This is a genomic window from Sporosarcina sp. SAFN-010 (assembly GCF_059415065.1).
In genome coordinates, this window is sequence record NZ_JBPFDS010000004.1 from 146,528 (window position 1) to 165,294 (window position 18,767).

The following is an 18,767-nucleotide window of genomic DNA, read 5'->3' on the forward strand; positions in this document are numbered from 1 at the left end:
AGGTGTACAACATGAGTTTATTAACTGTATCAAATTTGAGTCATGGTTTTGGAGACCGTGCAATTTTTGAAGACGTGTCGTTCAGACTGTTGGCTGGCGAGCATATAGGTCTTGTCGGTGCGAACGGAGAAGGAAAGTCGACGTTTATGAATATTATTACGCGGAAACTTGAACCAGACGCGGGAACAGTCTCTTGGGCGAAACGTGCTCGCGTAGGGTACTTAGATCAGCATGCTGCACTTAAGCAGGGGATGACAATCCGCGATGTATTGCGTACCGCTTTTCAATATTTGTACGATATGGAAAGTGAAATGAATGAGTTGTTTGCGAAGATGGCCGAAGTAGATCCAGATGAACTGGAAGCTATTTTAGAAGAGACTGGGCAAATTCAAGAGGACCTTGAACAACAGGATTTCTATATATTAGATGCAAAAGTGGAAGAAGTGGCAAACGGTCTTGGGCTAGATGAATTTGGCTTAGACCGTGATGTTCATGATTTGAGTGGTGGACAACGTACGAAAGTGTTGCTTGGTAAATTGCTTCTAGAAAAGCCGGATATTTTACTATTGGATGAGCCGACGAACTATTTGGATGTGGAACACATTGAATGGTTGCGTACGTATTTGCAAAACTATCCAAGTGCGTTTGTTCTAATCTCACATGATATTCCATTTTTGAATAGTGTTGTGAACTTGATTTATCACATGGAGAATCAGGAAATTACTCGTTATCCAGGAGATTATGATGATTTTTTACGTGTCCATGAGATGAAGAAACAACAAGTGGAAGCGGCTTATAAGAAGCAGCAAAAGGAAATCGCGGGATTGAAAGATTTTGTTGCGCGTAACAAAGCCAACGCAGCGACGAGTAAGATGGCACAATCTCGACAGAAAAAACTCGATAAGATGGATATGATCGAACTTGATTCTGAAAAGCCAAAACCTCGTTTTGACTTTAAGATGGCACGGACACCAAGCAAGTATTTGTTTGAAACAAACCAACTCGTGATTGGATACGACGAACCGTTATCTAGTCCACTGGACCTTGAGATGGAACGTGGTCAGAAAATCGCTTTGTCAGGTGCCAATGGGATTGGTAAAACGACGTTGCTGAAGAGTTTACTTGGAGAGATTCCAGCATTGTCTGGATCGGTTGAGCGTGGCGAGCACTTGGCCATCGGTTATTTTGAGCAAGAAATGAAGTCAGATAGTGACAAGACTTGCTTGGAAGAGATTTGGAGTGAATTCCCTCACTTTACACAGTATGAAGTGCGCGCAGCTCTTGCGCGTGTCGGTCTGACAACAAAGCATATTGAGAGTAAAGTAAAAGTATTGAGTGGTGGCGAACGGGCAAAAGTACGTTTGTGTAAGCTGGTCAATCAAGAAACGAACTTACTTGTGCTGGATGAGCCGACGAATCACTTGGATGTCGATGCAAAAGCTGAACTGAAGCGCGCGCTGACCGAGTTCAAAGGGAGTGTCCTGCTCATTTCCCACGAGCCTGATTTTTATGAGGGTGTCGTGAACAAAATGTGGAACGGCGAGACATGGACGACGAAGATGTTTTAATAGGATGAACTGCGAGTGTGCCAATGAAGGTTGGTGTACTTGCAGTTTTTTTGGTTAGCTAAATTAAATTAGCAAGCCGATACTATGAAATCCCTTAACTATGCTGAAGTGTGTCCTGTAGCCAATTAAATCCACTATATGGCTGAATCTTCTCGTGATCTGGCCGAGATTCAATAACTTAGCTGTGGTAGCCCATCCTAAAACAAGCGAAGCGCTACCAATTAATCCCTTAACTCATTTGAATTGTGTCCCGTTATCGACAAACTCTTCGTTGTGATGGAGAAATACCTCGGAGTGTCGGACAAAATTGAGTGAGTGATAAAGAACCTTTTGGGAGTGATAGGTAAACTCAACGGAGTGATCGAGAACGCAAGCTGATGGATGGAGTGCGTCAGGGCACGGTGGAGTCGCGTTTAATAAGAAGTTGAGAAGTGCAAACTCTGATAGAATTTTCAGTAGTACTCTGTTTATGAGCGGAACCCGTGATTTATGAGCACAATGCCGAGTTTATGAGCGGAATCCGTGGTTTATGAGCACAATCCTGAGTTTATGAGCGGAAAACGCGATTTATGAGCACAATGCCGAGTTTATGAGCGGAACCCGTGATTTATGAGCATAATCCTGAGTTTATGAGCGGAAAGCGTGATTTATGAGCGCAATGCCGAGTTTCTGAGCGAAATCTGCGGTTTATGAGCACAATGCCGAGTTAATGAGCGGAAACCGTGATTTATGATCACAATCCTGAGTTTATGAGCGGAAAACGCGATTTATGAGCACAATGCCGAGTTAATGAGCGGAAAGCGTGGTTTATGAGCACAATCCCGAGTTTATGAGCCGAAATCGTGATTTATGAGCACAATCCCAAGTTTATGAGCGAAATCACAGGGGATATGAGCACAAACAAAAATTTATGATTCCCAATTCCCCTTGAGATTCGCCCCTCCACATAATGGGTACAATAAATCAATTGAGGTGAAATCATGGAAATCATAACGATATTAGAAATAGAACAAGGATTACATGAAGTACCTTTTGAAACAGCGTTATTTGGGATGGGATGCTTTTGGGGACCTGAAGCTAGGTTTGGAGGAATTCCAGGTGTACTCAGGACCCGTGTAGGATTTGCGGGAGGCACTACTGAAAATCCGACGTATCGGAAAATGGGTGATCATACGGAAACGGTGGAAGTGGATTTTGATCCAACACTAGTCTCCTATGAAAAGTTGCTGAGTGTTTTTTGGAACAATCATTATCCGAATCGTGACGCTTATAAAGGACGACAGTATTTGTCGATCATCCGGTACCGTAGCGAAGAACAGCGTCGCGACATCGAGCGCGTCAAAAAGGAAATGGAAGCCGTTTTAGGAGAGGGGATTGAAACAGAAATCGCTCCTTTCGAATCGTTTTCGCTCGCAGAAACACGTCATCAAAAATACTATCTCAAGCGCTATCCAAGGGCGCTTGAACAAATTGAAGCTTTGTATCCTATTCCAGAAATGCTAATTGACTCAGCGTTCGCCGCCCGTCTTAATGGCTTTGTGAAAGGTTTTAGCACTCGTCAAGAACTGATTACAGAAATCACGAGGTGGCCAATCACCAGTGATGCTCAGCGGGTTTTATTCGACACACTTCAGACTATGAAATGGTAGCAAACAATCACTAAAAAAGTAGCAGCTTCCCAAAAACAGGGAGTCTGCTACTTTCTTGTTTTCAAATTGAGAAACTCTTCATTTATCAAATGAATGATTAAAAAGTATATGAGTGGTAATACTTACAAACAGCGTCGAAAGATTGATAAAAGCGGCGCGCATTTTTAATCATTGAAGGAGGAACTCATTTGAAAAAGATTGTACAAGCAATTGTTTTCCTGTTGGCAATTGTACTGCTAGCAGCACCTGTTGTTGCCGAGTCGAACGAATCAGATTCAGTAGATGAATCTGAAGCTACAGAGGGTCGGGATGTCTATCCATTCCAACCTGCAGTTGGATCCGAACTTATTGCAGATAACCCACTGTTAGAAGAGGAAACTTCTCTTACGTACAAAGTGCAACCTGGAGATAACTTATACAGAATTGCGTTAGCTCACTCCGTTCCCTTGCAATCATTAATAGAGTGGAATGGGCTGTCAAGCGAACTCATACACCCGGGAGATGTATTGAATGTCTCTCTAGACGCACCAGGTTCAACAACTAATATGAAAAAGATGAAACAGGCTATTGCTGCAGCTCCGGTAACAAAACAGGAAACGAATGCTACCCCTGCTACTAAGAAAGTGGTTTCGACTAAAACCGCTTCTGCTCCTGCAACGGTTCCTGCTTCAACCCAGACCGGAAGAGAGCTTACCATGACCGCAACCGCATATACCGCATATTGCAACGGCTGTTCCGGTACGACAAAGATTGGCATTAACTTGCGTGCGAATCCGAACCAAAAAGTAATTGCGGTAGACCCTTCTGTCATTCCACTTGGCTCACGAGTATGGGTGGAAGGATATGGAGAAGCGATTGCTGGTGATACAGGCGGCGCAATTAAAGGTCATAAAATTGATGTGTTCATACCCGGGCAAAATTCAGCAATGGCTTGGGGCGTAAAAAAAGTTAGAGTCAAGGTTCTAAATTAAATACCTGTCCGGAGAGGCGACTCTCCGGTTTTTTTCTGCAAAAAATTCGATTATAATGTAAGATGGACAGAGGGGAAGCGTGTACATATTAGTATGAGACAGGAGTAGAACAAACGATGATAGATTGGAATAAGGAACTAAATATCTACTTAATGGACAATATTAAAACAATAACAGATGAATGGCTTGCACTTCGTGATCCTGGTCAGCAGTCCATCTACTCAAGTGATGCGGGTGTAGCCACTGAGCAAACGTTGAGAGAGCAGAACAATTTAACGAACCGAACGATTGCTAGCAGTTTGTTAGGTCCTAGCGGGAACTTTGAGGAGCAAAAAACGGAATGGGCTGAATTGATTGCTAAGAGCCGTATTGCATCAAATACGTCGATATCTGAAGTGGTCGATGCCATTAGTCGTGTACGAAAAGTTTTTTGGCGGCAAATTGAACGTTTTGTCGGACAGCATCCTGAAACTGTTCCTGTTGCGGTTGTTTTACAGTGGGGAGAGACGATCCATTTAGCGTTTGACGAATTACTGACAGCCTTCTCGGACATGTACTTTACCTTAATGACGACACGCTTAAATGCCCAGCAAAGTCTGATCGATGAGCTGAGTTCTCCTATTATTAAAATTAACGAGAATATCGGAATTTTACCATTGGTAGGAGATATCGATACTGAACGCGCAAAGGCAATATTGGAAGTCGTTCCTGCTAAATGTATGGAAGCAGATATTTTAAAATTATTTATCGACTTATCTGGTGTTTCGATTATCGATACCATGGTCGCCAATCAAATTTATGAAGTCATTCAAGTGCTTAACTTGCTTGGAGTTAAGTCGACTATCACTGGAATTCGTCCTGAAATCGCACAGACATCCATCCAATTAGGTTTGGACTTCTCAACGATTGAAACACATAGTTCGTTGCAACAAGCTTTAAAAGACAAATATATTGTGAAGAAAGTGGACTGAAGCATTAAAGGTATGTGCTTGAATTGTGCAAGATTATATTCAGTTCAAGTTCGCTAGGAGGAATGGAATTGACCAATAAAAAAATCGTATTTTTTGATTTGGATGGTACATTAATGAGTCATGACAAAACCATCTTGCCGTCAACAAAAGAAGCATTGCATGCACTTCGTGAAAAAGGAGTCATTACTGTCATTTGTACAGGACGCGCCCCAAGAATGTTCCAGGAACTACTGACTGAATTAGAATTCGATTCGTATGTTTCTATGAACGGCCAACATGTTGTATATGAAAGCAACGAATTATTCTCCAATCCGATGAACACGGACATTCTGACAGAACTGAGTGCGCTTGCGAAAGAAAATGGACATGGCATTACGTACTCCAATTCGGAAGTGTTCGCCGCGAATGCAGCTGAACATCCACTCGTTGCTGGAAGTCTAGGTCGACTGAAGCTGAAGTATCCGGAAGTGGATGAAGAAATCTTCGCTCATTCACCTGTTCACCAAATTCAGTTGTACGGCAATATGGATGATATGCAGTCTTACAAAGATCGCTATCAAGAGGATTATGTCTTTATTCACTGGGATGAAAATGCGGTGGACATGTTGCCAAAAGGCGCATCAAAAGCAGTTGGTATTCGTAAATTGATGGAACACCTTGATATTCCTGTTGAAAATAGTTACGCATTCGGGGATGGGCCGAATGATTTTGAAATGATTGAATTCGTTGGCACAGGAATCGCGATGGGGAATGCAATCCCAGAGTTAAAGGAAAAGGCGGATCTTGTAACTGATACATGTTCAAACGACGGCATATTAAAAGGCTTACTTGCTTGTGGATTGTTAGAAGAAGCGGAAGTTTCTTTGCACAACAATCACTAAAAGTTTGTATAGCATCTTTTGCTTTGAACCTTAAAACTTAACGACTATAGGAAATTCACCTGCTATTGTTCCACAAAGATAGCGGGTTTTTTGCGTTCACTTTAAAACTATATCTAGATTCTTTGTAGTTAAATCCATGTAACTCATCTAGTGAATTAGGAATCATTATTCTTGCTACTTATCATCTTGGAAATGCCCCATAAGTTCTAAAAATACGAGGTATTAAAAAATAGTTTGACATTTATCGATGAGAATGGTTATCATTGAAAATGAAATTCATTCTCAATTAAACATTCAAGAGAATTGTAAAACCTTGTACTAATACATATTTAGGGGGAACTAAATTGAGAAAGATCTTAACTGGATTATCAATTGGGTTGCTTGTAGTCTTAACTGCATGTGGACCAACAGAGAAAGAAGAAGTTAAAAAAGAAACACCAGTAGCGAGTGACACTGAGCAAGTAGAGAAAGCGGATACGAAAACGGCTGACGGTGTGGATGAAAAAGAACTAAAAGATACACTTGCCGAATTCCCTGAAGGTTCACCTGAACGGATTATTACGACATCTGTGCCATTAGCAGAGATGCTTGATTTACTAGATGTAACACCAGTAGGCGTGCCAACTTCAACAAACCCACTACCGGCAAACTTTGAAAAGATCGATCAAATCGGATCTCCTATGCAGCCGGATCTTGAAGTGGTTACGAGTTTGACGCCTGATTTAATCTTAGGGGCGGAGTCATTGCGTAGCACGTTAGACAAAAGCTTGGAAGGCATGAATCTACCAACAGCTTATCTTCCAACCGATTCGTTCGATGATTTGAAACTCAGTTTCAAAGCACTAGGAACATACTTTGATAAGACAGATGAAATGGACAAAGTCCTTAACCAATTAGTATCTAAAGAGAACGAATTAGTAGAGCAAGGAAAAGGTAAAGACTTACCTAGTGTATTACTTGTTATCGGTACTGCGGATTCGTTCATGGTCATGAATGATGAATCATATGTTGGAAGCTTAGTGAAAAAATTGGGTGCTGACAATATCGCGACATCTGTTTTGAAAGTGAAAGATCGTTATTCACCAATTAATATGGAAGACGTTGTCGTCGCAGATCCTGACATCATCCTCGTACTAGCTTCAGGAGATCATGGTGCCTCTGAAGACGCCTTCAAAAAAGAAGTAGAGAGCAATGATACGTGGACTAAGCTTTCTGCTTATCAGAACGACAAAATTGAAGTATTGGACTACGGAGTGTTTGGTGTCACGTCTATTAAAAATGCAGAAAAGGCGCTTACCGATATCTCAAATTATTTTTATGAATGAAGAGAGGCGAGCGTTGTATGACTAAATCACGAAGCGGACTCATTGTTGTCATTACGTTTCTTCTAGCAATTGCGACAGCGGTGATCGCGATCGGATTAGGAAGTATTCGAATCTCAGTACCTGATATTTTAGAGACACTCTTTCACTCAACGGCTGGCAATGTAAACGACACGATTATTTTCAATATTCGATTGCCACGTGTGATTTTGGCTTTGATTATAGGGGCGAATATCGCGATCTCCGGGGCAATCTTGCAAGCTGTCATGGGAAATCCACTTGCAGATCCAGGTCTAACAGGAGTTACAAGTGGAGCGGCTGTTTTTGTTCTAGTCATTATGTTGGCGAAGCCTGAGTATACCCAGTTCATGCCGCTCGCTGCGCTCATTGGCGGGTTGCTGGCGGCGACGATAGTCTATGCGCTAGCCTGGCGTAGAAACGGGATTTCACCTATTTCAATTATCTTAGCTGGAGTTGCGGTCAATGCATTATGCGGTGGAGTGGTCGGTTATCTGTCGATTATTTACAGCGACCGACTTCCTTCTGCCGTCCAGTGGATGAATGGAAGTTTAGCAGCAAAGGGGAATTCAGTCGTCTCCATGATTCTTCCTTACGCAATCGTTGGTTGGATTTTATCCTTCTTTGCCATCAGAAAAGCAAATGTGATTCGAATGGGAGACCAAGTCGCCGCTAACCTAGGTGAAAACGTCAATCGTATCCGGATTATCCTTTCCATCTTAGCGGTCTTTTTAGCTGCCATTTCTGTTGCGGCAATTGGAATGATTGGATTTGTCGGACTCATTGTTCCACATATGGCCAGATTTTTAGTCGGCTCCAACTACAAGTATATGATGCCGATGAGCATGGCTCTTGGCGCATTAGTGTTGTTAGTGGCGGATACAGGTGGCCGAACATTGTTTTCGCCACTTGAAATTCCAGCAGGGATTCTAATGGCGGTAATCGGAGGACCTTATTTTCTTTATTTGATGAGAAGGAGTGTATTTTAATATGTTAACGGTAAACTCAATTTCAATTCAATATGAACAGAAAAAGGTAATTAACGATTTTTCATTTAGTGTAGAAGAAGGAGAAGTCGTATCGATTATCGGCCCAAACGGATCTGGGAAGTCGACGTTACTCAAATCTATTTCTCGCCAAATACCCTACCAATCTGGTTCGGTGGAACTGGGTGGCATGAACATGAAGGCGATGAATCCCAAACAAATTGCCCGCAAGTTGTGTATGCTTAGTCAAAAAAATCAGGCACCAAGTGATATGACGGTATACGATCTTGTTTCATATGGGAGGTATCCACATAAGCGTTGGTTTGAAAAATTGACTAACGATGACCGGGACATTATCGAGTGGGCGATAGAAAGAACTCATTTAGCGGATTACCAAGAACGAACTGTCGCTTCCCTTTCAGGGGGAGAGTCGCAGCGCGCATGGATTGCAATGGCACTCGCACAACGACCTCAAATCCTTCTATTGGATGAACCCACGACGTACCTAGACATCTCCCATCAGCACGAGGTTCTAGAACTTGTGCGCGAGCTTAATGAGGAAATGGGCATGACTGTCATCATGGTGTTGCATGATTTAAACCAGGCGGCCCATTATAGCGATCGAGTTATCGTCGTACAAAGTGGTGAAAAGGCGATGTGCGGTACACCGGATCAGGTTATGACAACAGAGATGATCCGGGAAGTCTATAGAATGGATTCTGAAGTGATGTACAATCATGCAGAACGAAAACCCCGTATTCATTTATTACGGACAGCACGATAATTAAATTACTGGAGGAATGCGACATGGCGAAAGCAATCGACCTAGAAAAATACAAAAAGTCTTATTTGGAATTTATGGAGACACGTAAAGGGCTTGTCTTATCTATGTTAGATGGAGAAGGGAAACCGTTTACAAGTTGTGCTCCATTTGTGAAGAAAGACGGCAAGTTGTACATTTACATAAGCCAAGTTGCAGAACATTATTACCATATGGAGAATAGTGAGTGGATCGATGCAATGATGATTGCGGATGAGTCTACGACTAAAAATCCATTTGCAACTGAACGCATGCGCATGCGTTGCACACCAAAGAATATTGGAAACGCTGGACACGATGAGATATTCGAGCTTTTCAATACACAGTTCGATTCAAAATTGTTGGATGTGCTTCGCGGACTCGACTTCTCACTATTCGAACTGACACCGTCAATGGGACGTTATGTCGTTGGATTTGGAATGGCTTTCGATGCGGACATCTCAGGTGAGGTCTTCACACACGTAGTTGTCGACAAAAAGAACAAAGCAAACGTCTGAGTCTAACCAAAAGGAGAATTACTATATGTCTTATACGACTGTACTCCCAATTTGGGAGGCACTGCGTCAACGCTTTACAAAAACGACGTCTGCATTACCAGAATCAGATCTTAATCTTACATTAGGTAAGTCTTCCATCCGTGGGCTCATTTATCATACGGCTGAAGTTGAATATATGTTTGCAGAGTGGTTCTTCGGCAAAACAAAACCTGAATATCCTGCACAAACTTCATCAGAATCGTTACAGGACCTTGTGGAGTTACTGGCAGCTTCCAATGCACATTTAGTCCAAGCGATGCAAGAACTTCCCGAAGACCAATGGGGAACTCCAGTGGAATCTCCAATGGGTTCTTCTTCACCTCTGGAGGCAGTAGGACGTCTGATGTACCATACAGGGATGCATGCAGGGCAGATTTCATTGATACAGAAAAATGGCTCATGTGAATAAAAAAGAATTGCTACTCTAAAACGCATCCTACATGTAGAGGATGCGTTAGACTGTAGAAAAAAGAGAGAAAAGTCGATTTGACTTCCATCCCTATTGTTTTTTGCATCTTTGACTCTGAAAATGAAGGATAACAGACCGTTGATTTCCGTTCCGGACGGACGCTTTCCGGGGGCTTGCCCTCAGCCTCCTCGTCGCTTCGCTACTGCGGGGTCTTCGAAAACACGTGCTCCTAACGCTTCGCTTTTACTCGCAAAAGCTGTTCTTCGTGACAGCTTTCGCTGATCCCCAGGAGTCGCCGTCCTGCACTTCAATCAACTGAATGTCCCATGACACATTCACATCATTCAAGCAAAGAATGCAATTGGGGGCTCCATGTCCAGCTGGCAAGACTAACTAGATGTAACAGAAGACTTGAGACACCGATATGAAATCAAATAGCTGTATGGAAATGTAAAAAGACCGTGAACGAGTCTTTGTCGATGCCAAGAAGAAGTATGGTATGCGATGGACAATCCTAAGATGGCTTAGTGTATTGAATGAATGACATTTTATTGAGAACAACAGGGTCTATACTGGGTATCCTGAATAGGGAATATAAATGTGCAACCAATGGATAAATGAAGGGAAAATCAAGTGCTGCCTCTAATTTACAGACCAGATATGGTCTTGCGGAACAAACTGATAGATTGAAAGCATCACCATCTGTTCCCGTTCTTTGATTCTTCATCATCATTCCCATTACCTCATTTGATAGTTGGGAGATACTGTTGATTGTAGCGGAGAGCGGCGACTCCGGAGGGATAAGCGAAGCTCGAAGACCCTGGACTGAGCAAGGCGAGGGAAGCGGCTGAGAGCAAGCCCCTCGGAAAGCGTCCGCTCGCAGGGGAAATCAACTTTTCATAGTTAATTCTATTGAAAAATAAAAAAGACTGTAGGCAATCCCCATGTTTAACAGAGTTTGTCTACAGTCTGACGCATCCTACAAGTAGAGGTTGCGTTTTTTTTTATGTCTATTTTTGCGGGACTACAATTCAGTGAAACAAAATCGTGGCCGCCGTATAAAGAAGTAACATAGCCATGATGATATTGAAAACCGTCTGATATTTAGCGATCAATTCCTTGAATAATGCTCCAAACAAACTCCAGCTGTATGTCCCTAAAAATCCAATCACAGCTAACAAAATCACCAAGATAAACTGAGTCAAATAATTGTCATAAACAGGCGTCACGAATGTTGATGTGACTGTAATGGCATAAATAGTTGCTTTAGGATTGATGAATTGCAACATAGCACCGGACATTAGATTGTTGTATCGATTATTAAATTGCTGTTCTTCATCAAGTTTGCTCGTAATGATTTTATAAGCTAGATAAAGTAAATAAAGACAACCTAATAACTTCATAATCAACTCGACTTCTGGAAAAGCGGTATTTAATGCAACACTAAAATAATTAGCGAATATGAGTAAAATGAAAAATCCAAGACCGACGCCTAAGCAAAATCTGAAAGTCCTTCTTAACCCGAATTTATTGGCATAATACAACGACATAATATTATTGGGGCCAGGAGTGAAACTTGCAACAAAGGCATCAACCAATAGTGACAACATTGACATCATAACCGCCCTCCTCTTTGTATGCTATAGTGAACAAAAACGCATGATAACGTCTTGTGCTTTATAGTGTAATTTATGGACGTTATAATGTAAATAGGGAATGGAGGTTACGATGTGAAGGAAATACATGTAGTGGTAGCTGAAAATATGAAGACCTACAGAAAGGCTAACAACTATAGTTTAGACAAAGTTTCGGAATTAACAGGAGTCAGTAAAACAATGTTAGGTCAAATAGAACGGGGAGACTCTATTCCAACAATAACGACCATGTGGAAAATAGCGAATGGATTAAAGGTTTCTTTTACTTCTTTGATTAAGGAATCGGCGAATGATGTAACGGTAACTTCAAAAAACGACATATTAGAGTTACCGGGTAATGATGGAAAATATAGAGTGTATCCATATTTCCCATTCGAAAATGATAAGCAGTTTGAAATATATATGGTAGAAATCGAACCGGGAGGATATTTATTAGCGGATCCCCATCATGAGGGCACAGAGGAATACATAACTGTATTTGATGGGCAGCTCGAATTGACGATACGAGGGAAAAACTACTTACTGGAGAAAGATCACGCCATCAGATTCCAAGCTGACTGTAAACACGCCTATCACAATCCAGGTAATAAATTGACCAGACTCAATATGACGATTAATTATCCAAGCATGTAGGTTAGTTCAGATGTGATAATTCCGTTGATTATTCATCAGTTCTTTAGAATTTTAACCCCAGTTTAACCTCAACGGCAAAAAGGCAAAAAAAAACGCACCCTCCACATGGGAAGGTGCGTTTTCGTTATGGCCGCCTTTGCCGTATTACGGTTCATAGAAAGTTTTAAACCACCACTCCTCAAAGTGGGTGTTCGCAGAACTGTTCCTGTCTGTCCGACCATAAATGATCGGCGTGTCATTCCCAGCCTATATAAAACTCCCTTTTACAGCTTAAAGGTTAAAACTTTATGGGAATACGAACAATGCAGCTTATGTACTTATCTTACTGCTACGTTAGAAGAAATGCAATGGAAATGTTTGTGTGCGGGTGTAGGAGATAAGAATAGGGAAGATAAGTTTTAATAAGTTTATACTGAGTTTACAATTGTGTACTATTATAAAATCATGTGAGCGGATGTGAATTGATTTTATCAGCAGCGGATGAATGCGAAGGAGTGATTGTGCTATGGCTAAGGTGTTAATTGTAGACGATGACCCGCATATGAGGGAGCTGGTCAAACTCTTTTTGCTTCCTGAAGGATTTGAAGTGGCCACTGCGTGCGACGGGTTAGAAGCGTTATCGAAGCTTGAGTCATTCAAGGCGGACTTGGTTATCTTGGACATCATGATGCCGAATATGGATGGCTGGGAGCTGTGTCGTGAATTACGTAAATCATATGACATGCCGTTGCTCATGCTTACTGCAAAAGGGGATACGACACAAAAAGTGAAAGGGTTCGAACTAGGAACAGACGATTATCTCGTCAAGCCCTTTGAACCTGTTGAGTTGGTCGCGCGGGTCAAAGCATTACTTAAACGTTATCGAATCGCGATTTCGCAAACTGTAATCGTGGGAAGTCTATCCATGAATCGAAAAACCTTCGAGGTGGAACTAGCTGGAGAAAGTTTGGAACTTCCACTTAAGGAATTTGAACTACTTTTTTTGTTGGCAAGTTATCCAGGTAAAACATTCTCCAGAGAGCAGTTGATCGAAACGATATGGGGATATGACTATGAAGGAACGGATCGGACTGTGGACGTTCATATTAATCGTTTGCGAGAGCGACTTCCTACCTCGCTCGAAACTGATTTAAAAATTACAACTGTCCGTGGATTGGGATATCGCTTAGAGGCAATCACATGAAAAAAGCCATTCATATATTCAAAGTAGTTTGCTCGTTTTGGGTACTGGTTTTTATCTACTCAGCACTCGTGAACTTCGGATTTCGATACATCAGTGATTTATTGAACTTCCACTTAACTGATTTTAGTGAGGGCTTTATAAAAACAATCCTCACAATTCTTTTATTCTTCCTCACGATCTGGCTCGTCTCGTTAGCGGGTGTATCACGGCGTATGGAATTTCTCACATCGATCATCGATGCGATGAAAAGAATCTCAGCAGGTGATTTTAATGTTCGACTGAATCACCAGTTTGGTCATGCGAAAAATCATCCTTTTGAAAAGTTTGTGGAAGGCATTAATGATATGGCAGTGGAACTGAAAGAGCTAGAGGAGATGCGGCAAGAATTCATCTCCAATGTTTCTCATGAAATCCAATCTCCACTCGCTTCCATAAGTGGATTTGCAAGGGTGTTGAAGAGAAGTGAATTGACTGCGGAAGAGCGAAATCATTATTTGAATATCATTGAAACAGAAAGCTTACGGCTTGGTCATTTGAGTGATAATCTACTCAAGCTAACCTCCATGGAGTCGGATAGATATCCTTTTGAATTGAAAACTTATCGATTGGATAAGCAAATCCGAAAAGTTCTCTTATCGTGTGAGCCGCAATGGGTGGCGAAGTCGCTTCAATTGGATATTTCGTTAGATGAATTCGAAGTGCATGCAGACGAAGAGCTAATGGATCAAGTATGGCTGAACCTCATTACGAATAGCATTAAATTTACGCCAGATGGAGGAATGCTTGCAGTCAAGCTTCGTAAACAAAATGAAGTTGCAGAAGTGAGGATTTCAGACACTGGTATCGGAATTAGTTCGGATCATCAAGAGCACATCTTTGAACGTTTTTATAAAGTGGATCCATCCAGAAATCGAGCTCTTGGTGGGAGTGGATTAGGTTTGTCCATTGTAAAGAAAATCATTGATATGCACGAAGGCTCGATTATGGTGGAAAGTGAGACTGATGAAGGAACTGTCTTCACCATTCACTTACCAATTTCAAATGGGTAACTAGAAAATGAAGTAAGGAGTCAGTAGTATGATAAAATTATTGAAAAATTTATCTGTATATAAGTGGCTCGTTGTAGCGATTGTTGGATTGGTTTTCATCCAATCTATGGCGGATTTGTTCCTCCCAACGCTGATGGCGGACATTATCGATAAAGGCGTGGTCGTAGGGGATATTCCGTATATTTGGAAAATCGGTGCTGCCATGCTCGGTGTCACTGCAGTAAGCGCACTGGCTGCGATTGTTGCTAGTTATTTTTCATCAAAAGCTGCGCTTGGGATGGGTCGGGACATTCGACACAAAGTATTCCGTCACGTTGAAAGTTTTTCACTACAAGAGTTTGACAAACTTGGAACAGCGTCTTTGATCACTAGAACGACGAACGATATTACGCAAATTCAGCAAGTGGTTATTATGATGCTACGCATGGTCATCAGTGCACCAATCATGTTAGTCGGTGGTCTGATTATGGCCCTTTCGAAAGATGCGAAATTGTCTCTTGTTATCGTAGCAATCATGCCGGTGCTGATTTTGACAATCGTGTTAATACTGAAAAAAGGAGTTCCGTTATTCCAAACCGTACAAAAGAGGCTCGATCGTCTGAACTTGGTTTTCCGGGAAAACTTAACGGGAATCCGGGTAGTCCGTACATTCAATCGTGAGAAAGAAGAGCAACAGCGCCTTCAAAATGCAAATAAGGAGTTAACGGATGTCTCTATTAAAGTGAACAAATTGATGGCATTCATGATGCCGACGATGATGCTCGTCATGAACTTAACTGTTGTGGGGATCATTTGGTTCGGTGGAATGCGCATTGACAGTGGAGGGATGCAAATCGGTGATTTAATGGCATATATCCAATATGTCATGATGATCATGTTCTCACTCGTGACAGCTTCGATGATGTTCATTATGATTCCTCGTGCAGCTGTTTCCGCGAAACGGATTAACGAAGTGCTGGAAATGGAGCCGACTTTTTTGGATGAAGGATCTCTGAAAGCAGATAAAGAACCGGGAACATTGGAATTCGACCAAGTATCATTCTATTATCCAGGTGCGGATGAACCTGCATTGTCGGACATTAGTTTTAAAGCAAGAGCTGGAGAAGTGACAGCAATCATCGGAGGTACTGGTGCTGGAAAAACGACATTGATCAATCTGATTCCTCGGTTTTACGAAGTATCGGGCGGCTCGATTTGTATCAACGGAGTCAATAGTAAAGAATCTTCTCAAGAAGAGATTCGTTCGAAGATTGGCTTCGTTCCTCAAAAAGCGACGCTATTCTCAGGGACGATAGAAGAGAATATACGCTTTGGAAAAGAAGAGGCAACAAAAGAAGAAATTGAACATGCAGCGCGTATTGCGCAAGCGGAAGATTTCGTTGTCAAAATGGAAAAGGGATATGAATCTGAAATCACACAAGGCGGATCGAACGTGTCAGGTGGACAGAAGCAACGGTTGTCCATTGCACGGGCACTCATCCGGAAACCAGATATCTATATATTTGACGATAGTTTTTCAGCACTGGACTATAAAACAGATGCCAATTTACGTTCTGCGTTAAAAGAGGAAACGAAGGAAGCGACAGTTGTAATTGTTGCCCAACGTGTCAGTACAGTCATCGATGCCGATCAAATTCTTGTATTGGATCGTGGCCAACTCGCTGGAGTAGGTACACACAAAGAGCTTCTTGAAACGAATGACGTGTATCGTGAAATCGTCGAATCTCAACTTGCAGAGGAGGAAATCGCATGAGTGAGAAGAGACAACAACCCGCACGTGGAGGAGGCCCTATGGGTGGCCCTGGCGGTGGCAACATGATGATGGCTGGGAAAAAGGCAAAGGACTTCAAAGGGACATTACGCCGTCTGCTCGGGTACTTAAAACCTCGTAGAAATCAATTGATGGCTGTATTCATAGCAGCGGTCCTCAGTACATTATTTAGTATTGCTGGTCCAAAAATAATGGGGAATGCGATCACTGAAATCTTTACAGGTGCCTACGGAAAACTGTCAGGTGTTCCTGGAGCTATGATTCACTTTGATGTCCTCGGGAAGATATTACTTTTGTTAGCTGGTCTATACGTATTCAGTAGTGTGTTCACTTACTTACAACAGTTCATCATGTCGAGTGTATCGCAAAAAACGGTTTATGATTTACGGGAAGATGTGAATTATAAACTGGAAAAACTACCTCTCAAATATTTTGATGGACACCCAGTTGGGGACACATTGAGTCGTGTGACAAATGATATTGACACGATTGGAAGTACGTTACAACAAAGTATTACGCAATTCATCACCTCGATTATCACATTGGTCGGAATACTTGTGATGATGCTAACGATTAGTCCATGGTTGACGTTGATCGCACTCGTCAGTCTACCGCTTTCTATTTTTGTCATTCGACCACTTATAAAGCGTTCGCAAACGTATTTTGCAAAGCAACAGCGGACATTGGGGCAACTGAATGGTCATATTGAAGAAATGTACACTGGCCATCAAGTGGTGAAAGTGTTCGGACACGAAAAAAAGGCGATTGAAGAATTTGTTGAAGTGAATGAGGAATTATATGATGCAGGGCGTCGAGCACAATTCATCTCTGGAATCATCATGCCGATGATGTCACTGATCGGAAACCTAGGATATGTGCTGATCTGTATTGTAGGTGGAATCCTGGTTACACAACGTGCAATCTCGATTGGTGACATACAAGCGTTCATCACGTATACCCGTCAATTTTCACAACCAATCATGCAAACTGCGAACATTGCTAACATCATTCAGTCCACCGTTGCAGCAGCGGAGCGTGTGTTTGAACTGTTGGATGAAGAAGAAGAAATCCCGGAAGTTACGACTGCGACTTTGAAAGAAGCCAAAGGCGAGGTTGAGTTTGAACATGTCGATTTCGGATATGGCGATCAGTTATTAATCGAAGACATGAACATTCACGTACAACCTGGTCAAACCGTAGCAATTGTCGGTCCTACGGGTGCTGGTAAAACAACGTTAATCAATTTACTGATGCGTTTCTATGAGTTGAATGGTGGCGCAATTAAAATCGATGGTATTGATACACGAGAGATGTCTAGAACGGATCTCCGTACAACGTTTGGAATGGTTTTGCAGGATACTTGGTTATTCAATGGAACGATTAAAGAAAATATCGCGTATGGCAAGAAGGGAGCAACTGAAGAAGAGATTCTTGAAGCTGCAATTGCTGCGCGAGCGGATCACTTCATCCGGACCCTCCCTGACGGCTATGACACGATTCTGAACGAAGGGGTATCCAATATCTCTCAAGGACAAAAACAGCTGATCACAATTGCCCGGGCAGTCTTAGCGAACCCATCGATTATGATTTTGGATGAGGCGACCTCAAGTGTCGATACGCGAACAGAGTTACTCATTCAACAAGCGATGAATCGGTTAATGGAAGGGCGCACGAGCTTTGTCATTGCACACAGACTTTCAACTATTAGAGATGCTAATCTCATTTTGGTGATGGATGAAGGACGTGTGATTGAACAAGATACGCACGATGAGTTGTTGGAAGCAGATGGCTTCTATGCAGACCTCTACAATAGCCAGTTTTCATCGAATCCTGCGGTATGAGGTTGGAGCTGTTGTTAAACAAAGTTAGCTTAATCTCAATGTAATCTGCCAGCTATTTTTTCATAAGTAAAACCAGCGCCTGTCAATTATAGGCGCTGGTTTTCTTTTTACTTACTCCATCAATAGGATCTATCTCTTTCTGATTTGTCCCGTTGGTTAGGCGTCATCGGCTCGTGTTTTGGTTTTAGATTTCCGAGCTCAGATAACTCTAGTGAAATTTCTTCTTTCATTTTTTTGATTGTTTTGTTCGATTTTTCTTCTGCTGTGGAGAGTGTTTGAAAGTTTCCGTTTGCACCTTTTCGGACTTCTTTTGTGATACTAAAACCTCCCTAGTTGTTGTTGTGTCGTTCATTGTTAATATGGCTTTACCAAATCGTTTTATGTATTTTTGTTGAAGATTATTTAGTAAGACCCTGCGATGGATTCTATCATTTGTGCAATATACCGTTCACGAGATAGACAAGAAATTGTAAGATAACTTATTGTCTTTTTATAAAAAGACTC

Annotated in this window: 16 protein-coding genes, 1 other RNA gene and 1 pseudogene; 15 read left to right on the forward strand and 3 right to left on the reverse strand. The window is 41.9% G+C overall.

Going from position 1 to position 18,767, the window contains the following annotated elements; all coding sequences use genetic code 11:
- Positions 1 to 11 precede the first annotated feature (11 nt).
- From ACR65F_RS07115 to ACR65F_RS07160, 10 genes are all read left to right on the forward strand, one after another.
- Positions 12 to 1,568, forward strand: a complete 1,557-nt coding sequence (locus tag ACR65F_RS07115; protein WP_039042779.1) for an ABC-F family ATP-binding cassette domain-containing protein — start codon at positions 12 to 14, stop codon at positions 1,566 to 1,568.
- Positions 1,569 to 2,548: 980 nt separating this feature from the next.
- Positions 2,549 to 3,217 carry a peptide-methionine (S)-S-oxide reductase MsrA gene (gene msrA / locus ACR65F_RS07120; protein WP_440503821.1) on the forward strand — a complete coding sequence of 223 codons (669 nt, stop codon included), beginning with the start codon at positions 2,549 to 2,551 and terminating at the stop codon, positions 3,215 to 3,217.
- A gap of 188 nt (positions 3,218 to 3,405) precedes the next feature.
- Positions 3,406 to 4,188 (forward strand): 3D domain-containing protein, encoded by a 783-nt coding sequence (locus ACR65F_RS07125; protein ID WP_052245841.1) that lies wholly within the window; start codon positions 3,406 to 3,408, stop codon positions 4,186 to 4,188.
- 116 nt (positions 4,189 to 4,304) lie between these two features.
- The gene (locus ACR65F_RS07130) at positions 4,305 to 5,159 is read left to right on the forward strand and encodes an STAS domain-containing protein (RefSeq protein ID WP_440503822.1); all 855 of its coding nucleotides are present in this window, start codon (positions 4,305 to 4,307) and stop codon (positions 5,157 to 5,159) included.
- Positions 5,160 to 5,227: 68 nt separating this feature from the next.
- The gene (locus ACR65F_RS07135; protein WP_440503823.1) at positions 5,228 to 6,040 is read left to right on the forward strand and encodes a Cof-type HAD-IIB family hydrolase; all 813 of its coding nucleotides are present in this window, start codon (positions 5,228 to 5,230) and stop codon (positions 6,038 to 6,040) included.
- A 344-nt stretch (positions 6,041 to 6,384) separates the two neighbouring features.
- Positions 6,385 to 7,365, forward strand: a complete 981-nt coding sequence (locus ACR65F_RS07140; protein ID WP_440503824.1) for an ABC transporter substrate-binding protein — start codon at positions 6,385 to 6,387, stop codon at positions 7,363 to 7,365.
- Between the two features lie 17 nt (positions 7,366 to 7,382).
- Entirely contained in the window at positions 7,383 to 8,369 is a 987-nt protein-coding gene (locus tag ACR65F_RS07145) for a FecCD family ABC transporter permease (protein ID WP_440503825.1), read from the forward strand.
- A 1-nt stretch (position 8,370) separates the two neighbouring features.
- Positions 8,371 to 9,150, forward strand: a complete 780-nt coding sequence (locus tag ACR65F_RS07150) for an ABC transporter ATP-binding protein (RefSeq protein WP_440503826.1) — start codon at positions 8,371 to 8,373, stop codon at positions 9,148 to 9,150.
- 23 nt (positions 9,151 to 9,173) lie between these two features.
- Complete coding sequence (locus ACR65F_RS07155) at positions 9,174 to 9,683, forward strand: heme iron utilization protein (RefSeq protein ID WP_440503827.1); 510 nt, start codon at positions 9,174 to 9,176, stop codon at positions 9,681 to 9,683.
- A 25-nt stretch (positions 9,684 to 9,708) separates the two neighbouring features.
- Entirely contained in the window at positions 9,709 to 10,131 is a 423-nt protein-coding gene (locus ACR65F_RS07160) for a DinB family protein (RefSeq protein ID WP_440503829.1), read from the forward strand.
- Between the two features lie 529 nt (positions 10,132 to 10,660).
- On the opposite strand, the pseudogene ACR65F_RS07165 reads toward ACR65F_RS07160, so the two are convergent.
- Positions 10,661 to 10,833 (reverse strand): annotated as a pseudogene (locus ACR65F_RS07165) (transposase); the annotation flags it as partial.
- A 329-nt stretch (positions 10,834 to 11,162) separates the two neighbouring features.
- On the reverse strand, positions 11,163 to 11,750 hold the full coding sequence (locus ACR65F_RS07170) for a LysE family transporter (protein WP_440503830.1): 588 nt from the start codon (positions 11,748 to 11,750) through the stop codon (positions 11,163 to 11,165).
- Positions 11,751 to 11,861: 111 nt separating this feature from the next.
- Here ACR65F_RS07170 and ACR65F_RS07175 point away from each other — a divergent pair, with 111 nt between their 5' ends.
- Positions 11,862 to 12,419 carry a helix-turn-helix domain-containing protein gene (locus tag ACR65F_RS07175; protein ID WP_440503832.1) on the forward strand — a complete coding sequence of 186 codons (558 nt, stop codon included), beginning with the start codon at positions 11,862 to 11,864 and terminating at the stop codon, positions 12,417 to 12,419.
- Positions 12,420 to 12,542: 123 nt separating this feature from the next.
- On the opposite strand, the gene ssrS is transcribed toward ACR65F_RS07175, so the two are convergent.
- Positions 12,543 to 12,733: non-coding RNA, 6S RNA (ssrS, locus tag ACR65F_RS07180), on the reverse strand.
- Between the two features lie 191 nt (positions 12,734 to 12,924).
- Between ssrS and ACR65F_RS07185 the strand changes: the two genes are divergently transcribed.
- Genes ACR65F_RS07185 through ACR65F_RS07200 form a run of 4 tightly spaced genes read left to right on the forward strand, consistent with a single transcriptional unit; the run spans position 12,925 to position 18,263 of the window.
- Positions 12,925 to 13,602 carry a response regulator transcription factor gene (locus tag ACR65F_RS07185; protein ID WP_440503834.1) on the forward strand — a complete coding sequence of 226 codons (678 nt, stop codon included), beginning with the start codon at positions 12,925 to 12,927 and terminating at the stop codon, positions 13,600 to 13,602.
- Positions 13,599 to 14,651: a sensor histidine kinase gene (locus ACR65F_RS07190; protein ID WP_440503836.1), complete on the forward strand. Its 1,053-nt coding sequence runs from the start codon at positions 13,599 to 13,601 to the stop codon at positions 14,649 to 14,651. The genes ACR65F_RS07185 and ACR65F_RS07190 overlap by 4 nt, the downstream gene beginning before the upstream one ends.
- 28 nt (positions 14,652 to 14,679) lie before the next feature.
- Positions 14,680 to 16,404 carry an ABC transporter ATP-binding protein gene (locus ACR65F_RS07195; protein WP_440503837.1) on the forward strand — a complete coding sequence of 575 codons (1,725 nt, stop codon included), beginning with the start codon at positions 14,680 to 14,682 and terminating at the stop codon, positions 16,402 to 16,404.
- Positions 16,401 to 18,263 carry an ABC transporter ATP-binding protein gene (locus tag ACR65F_RS07200; RefSeq protein ID WP_440503838.1) on the forward strand — a complete coding sequence of 621 codons (1,863 nt, stop codon included), beginning with the start codon at positions 16,401 to 16,403 and terminating at the stop codon, positions 18,261 to 18,263. The genes ACR65F_RS07195 and ACR65F_RS07200 overlap by 4 nt, the downstream gene beginning before the upstream one ends.
- The last annotated feature ends 504 nt before the right edge of the window (positions 18,264 to 18,767 follow it).

What these genes read in the sequence shown, in the direction of transcription:
- ACR65F_RS07115 (WP_039042779.1), top strand. Translation starts at nt 12, where the DNA reads ATGAGTTTATTAACTGTATCAAATTTGAGTCATGGTTTTGGAGACCGT.
- msrA (WP_440503821.1), top strand. Translation starts at nt 2,549, where the DNA reads ATGGAAATCATAACGATATTAGAAATAGAACAAGGATTACATGAAGTA.
- ACR65F_RS07130 (WP_440503822.1), top strand. Translation starts at nt 4,305, where the DNA reads ATGATAGATTGGAATAAGGAACTAAATATCTACTTAATGGACAATATT.
- ACR65F_RS07145 (WP_440503825.1), top strand. Translation starts at nt 7,383, where the DNA reads ATGACTAAATCACGAAGCGGACTCATTGTTGTCATTACGTTTCTTCTA.
- ACR65F_RS07150 (WP_440503826.1), top strand. Translation starts at nt 8,371, where the DNA reads ATGTTAACGGTAAACTCAATTTCAATTCAATATGAACAGAAAAAGGTA.
- ACR65F_RS07155 (WP_440503827.1), top strand. Translation starts at nt 9,174, where the DNA reads ATGGCGAAAGCAATCGACCTAGAAAAATACAAAAAGTCTTATTTGGAA.
- ACR65F_RS07160 (WP_440503829.1), top strand. Translation starts at nt 9,709, where the DNA reads ATGTCTTATACGACTGTACTCCCAATTTGGGAGGCACTGCGTCAACGC.
- ACR65F_RS07170 (WP_440503830.1), bottom strand. Translation starts at nt 11,750, where the DNA reads ATGATGTCAATGTTGTCACTATTGGTTGATGCCTTTGTTGCAAGTTTC.
- ACR65F_RS07185 (WP_440503834.1), top strand. Translation starts at nt 12,925, where the DNA reads ATGGCTAAGGTGTTAATTGTAGACGATGACCCGCATATGAGGGAGCTG.
- ACR65F_RS07190 (WP_440503836.1), top strand. Translation starts at nt 13,599, where the DNA reads ATGAAAAAAGCCATTCATATATTCAAAGTAGTTTGCTCGTTTTGGGTA.
- ACR65F_RS07195 (WP_440503837.1), top strand. Translation starts at nt 14,680, where the DNA reads ATGATAAAATTATTGAAAAATTTATCTGTATATAAGTGGCTCGTTGTA.
- ACR65F_RS07200 (WP_440503838.1), top strand. Translation starts at nt 16,401, where the DNA reads ATGAGTGAGAAGAGACAACAACCCGCACGTGGAGGAGGCCCTATGGGT.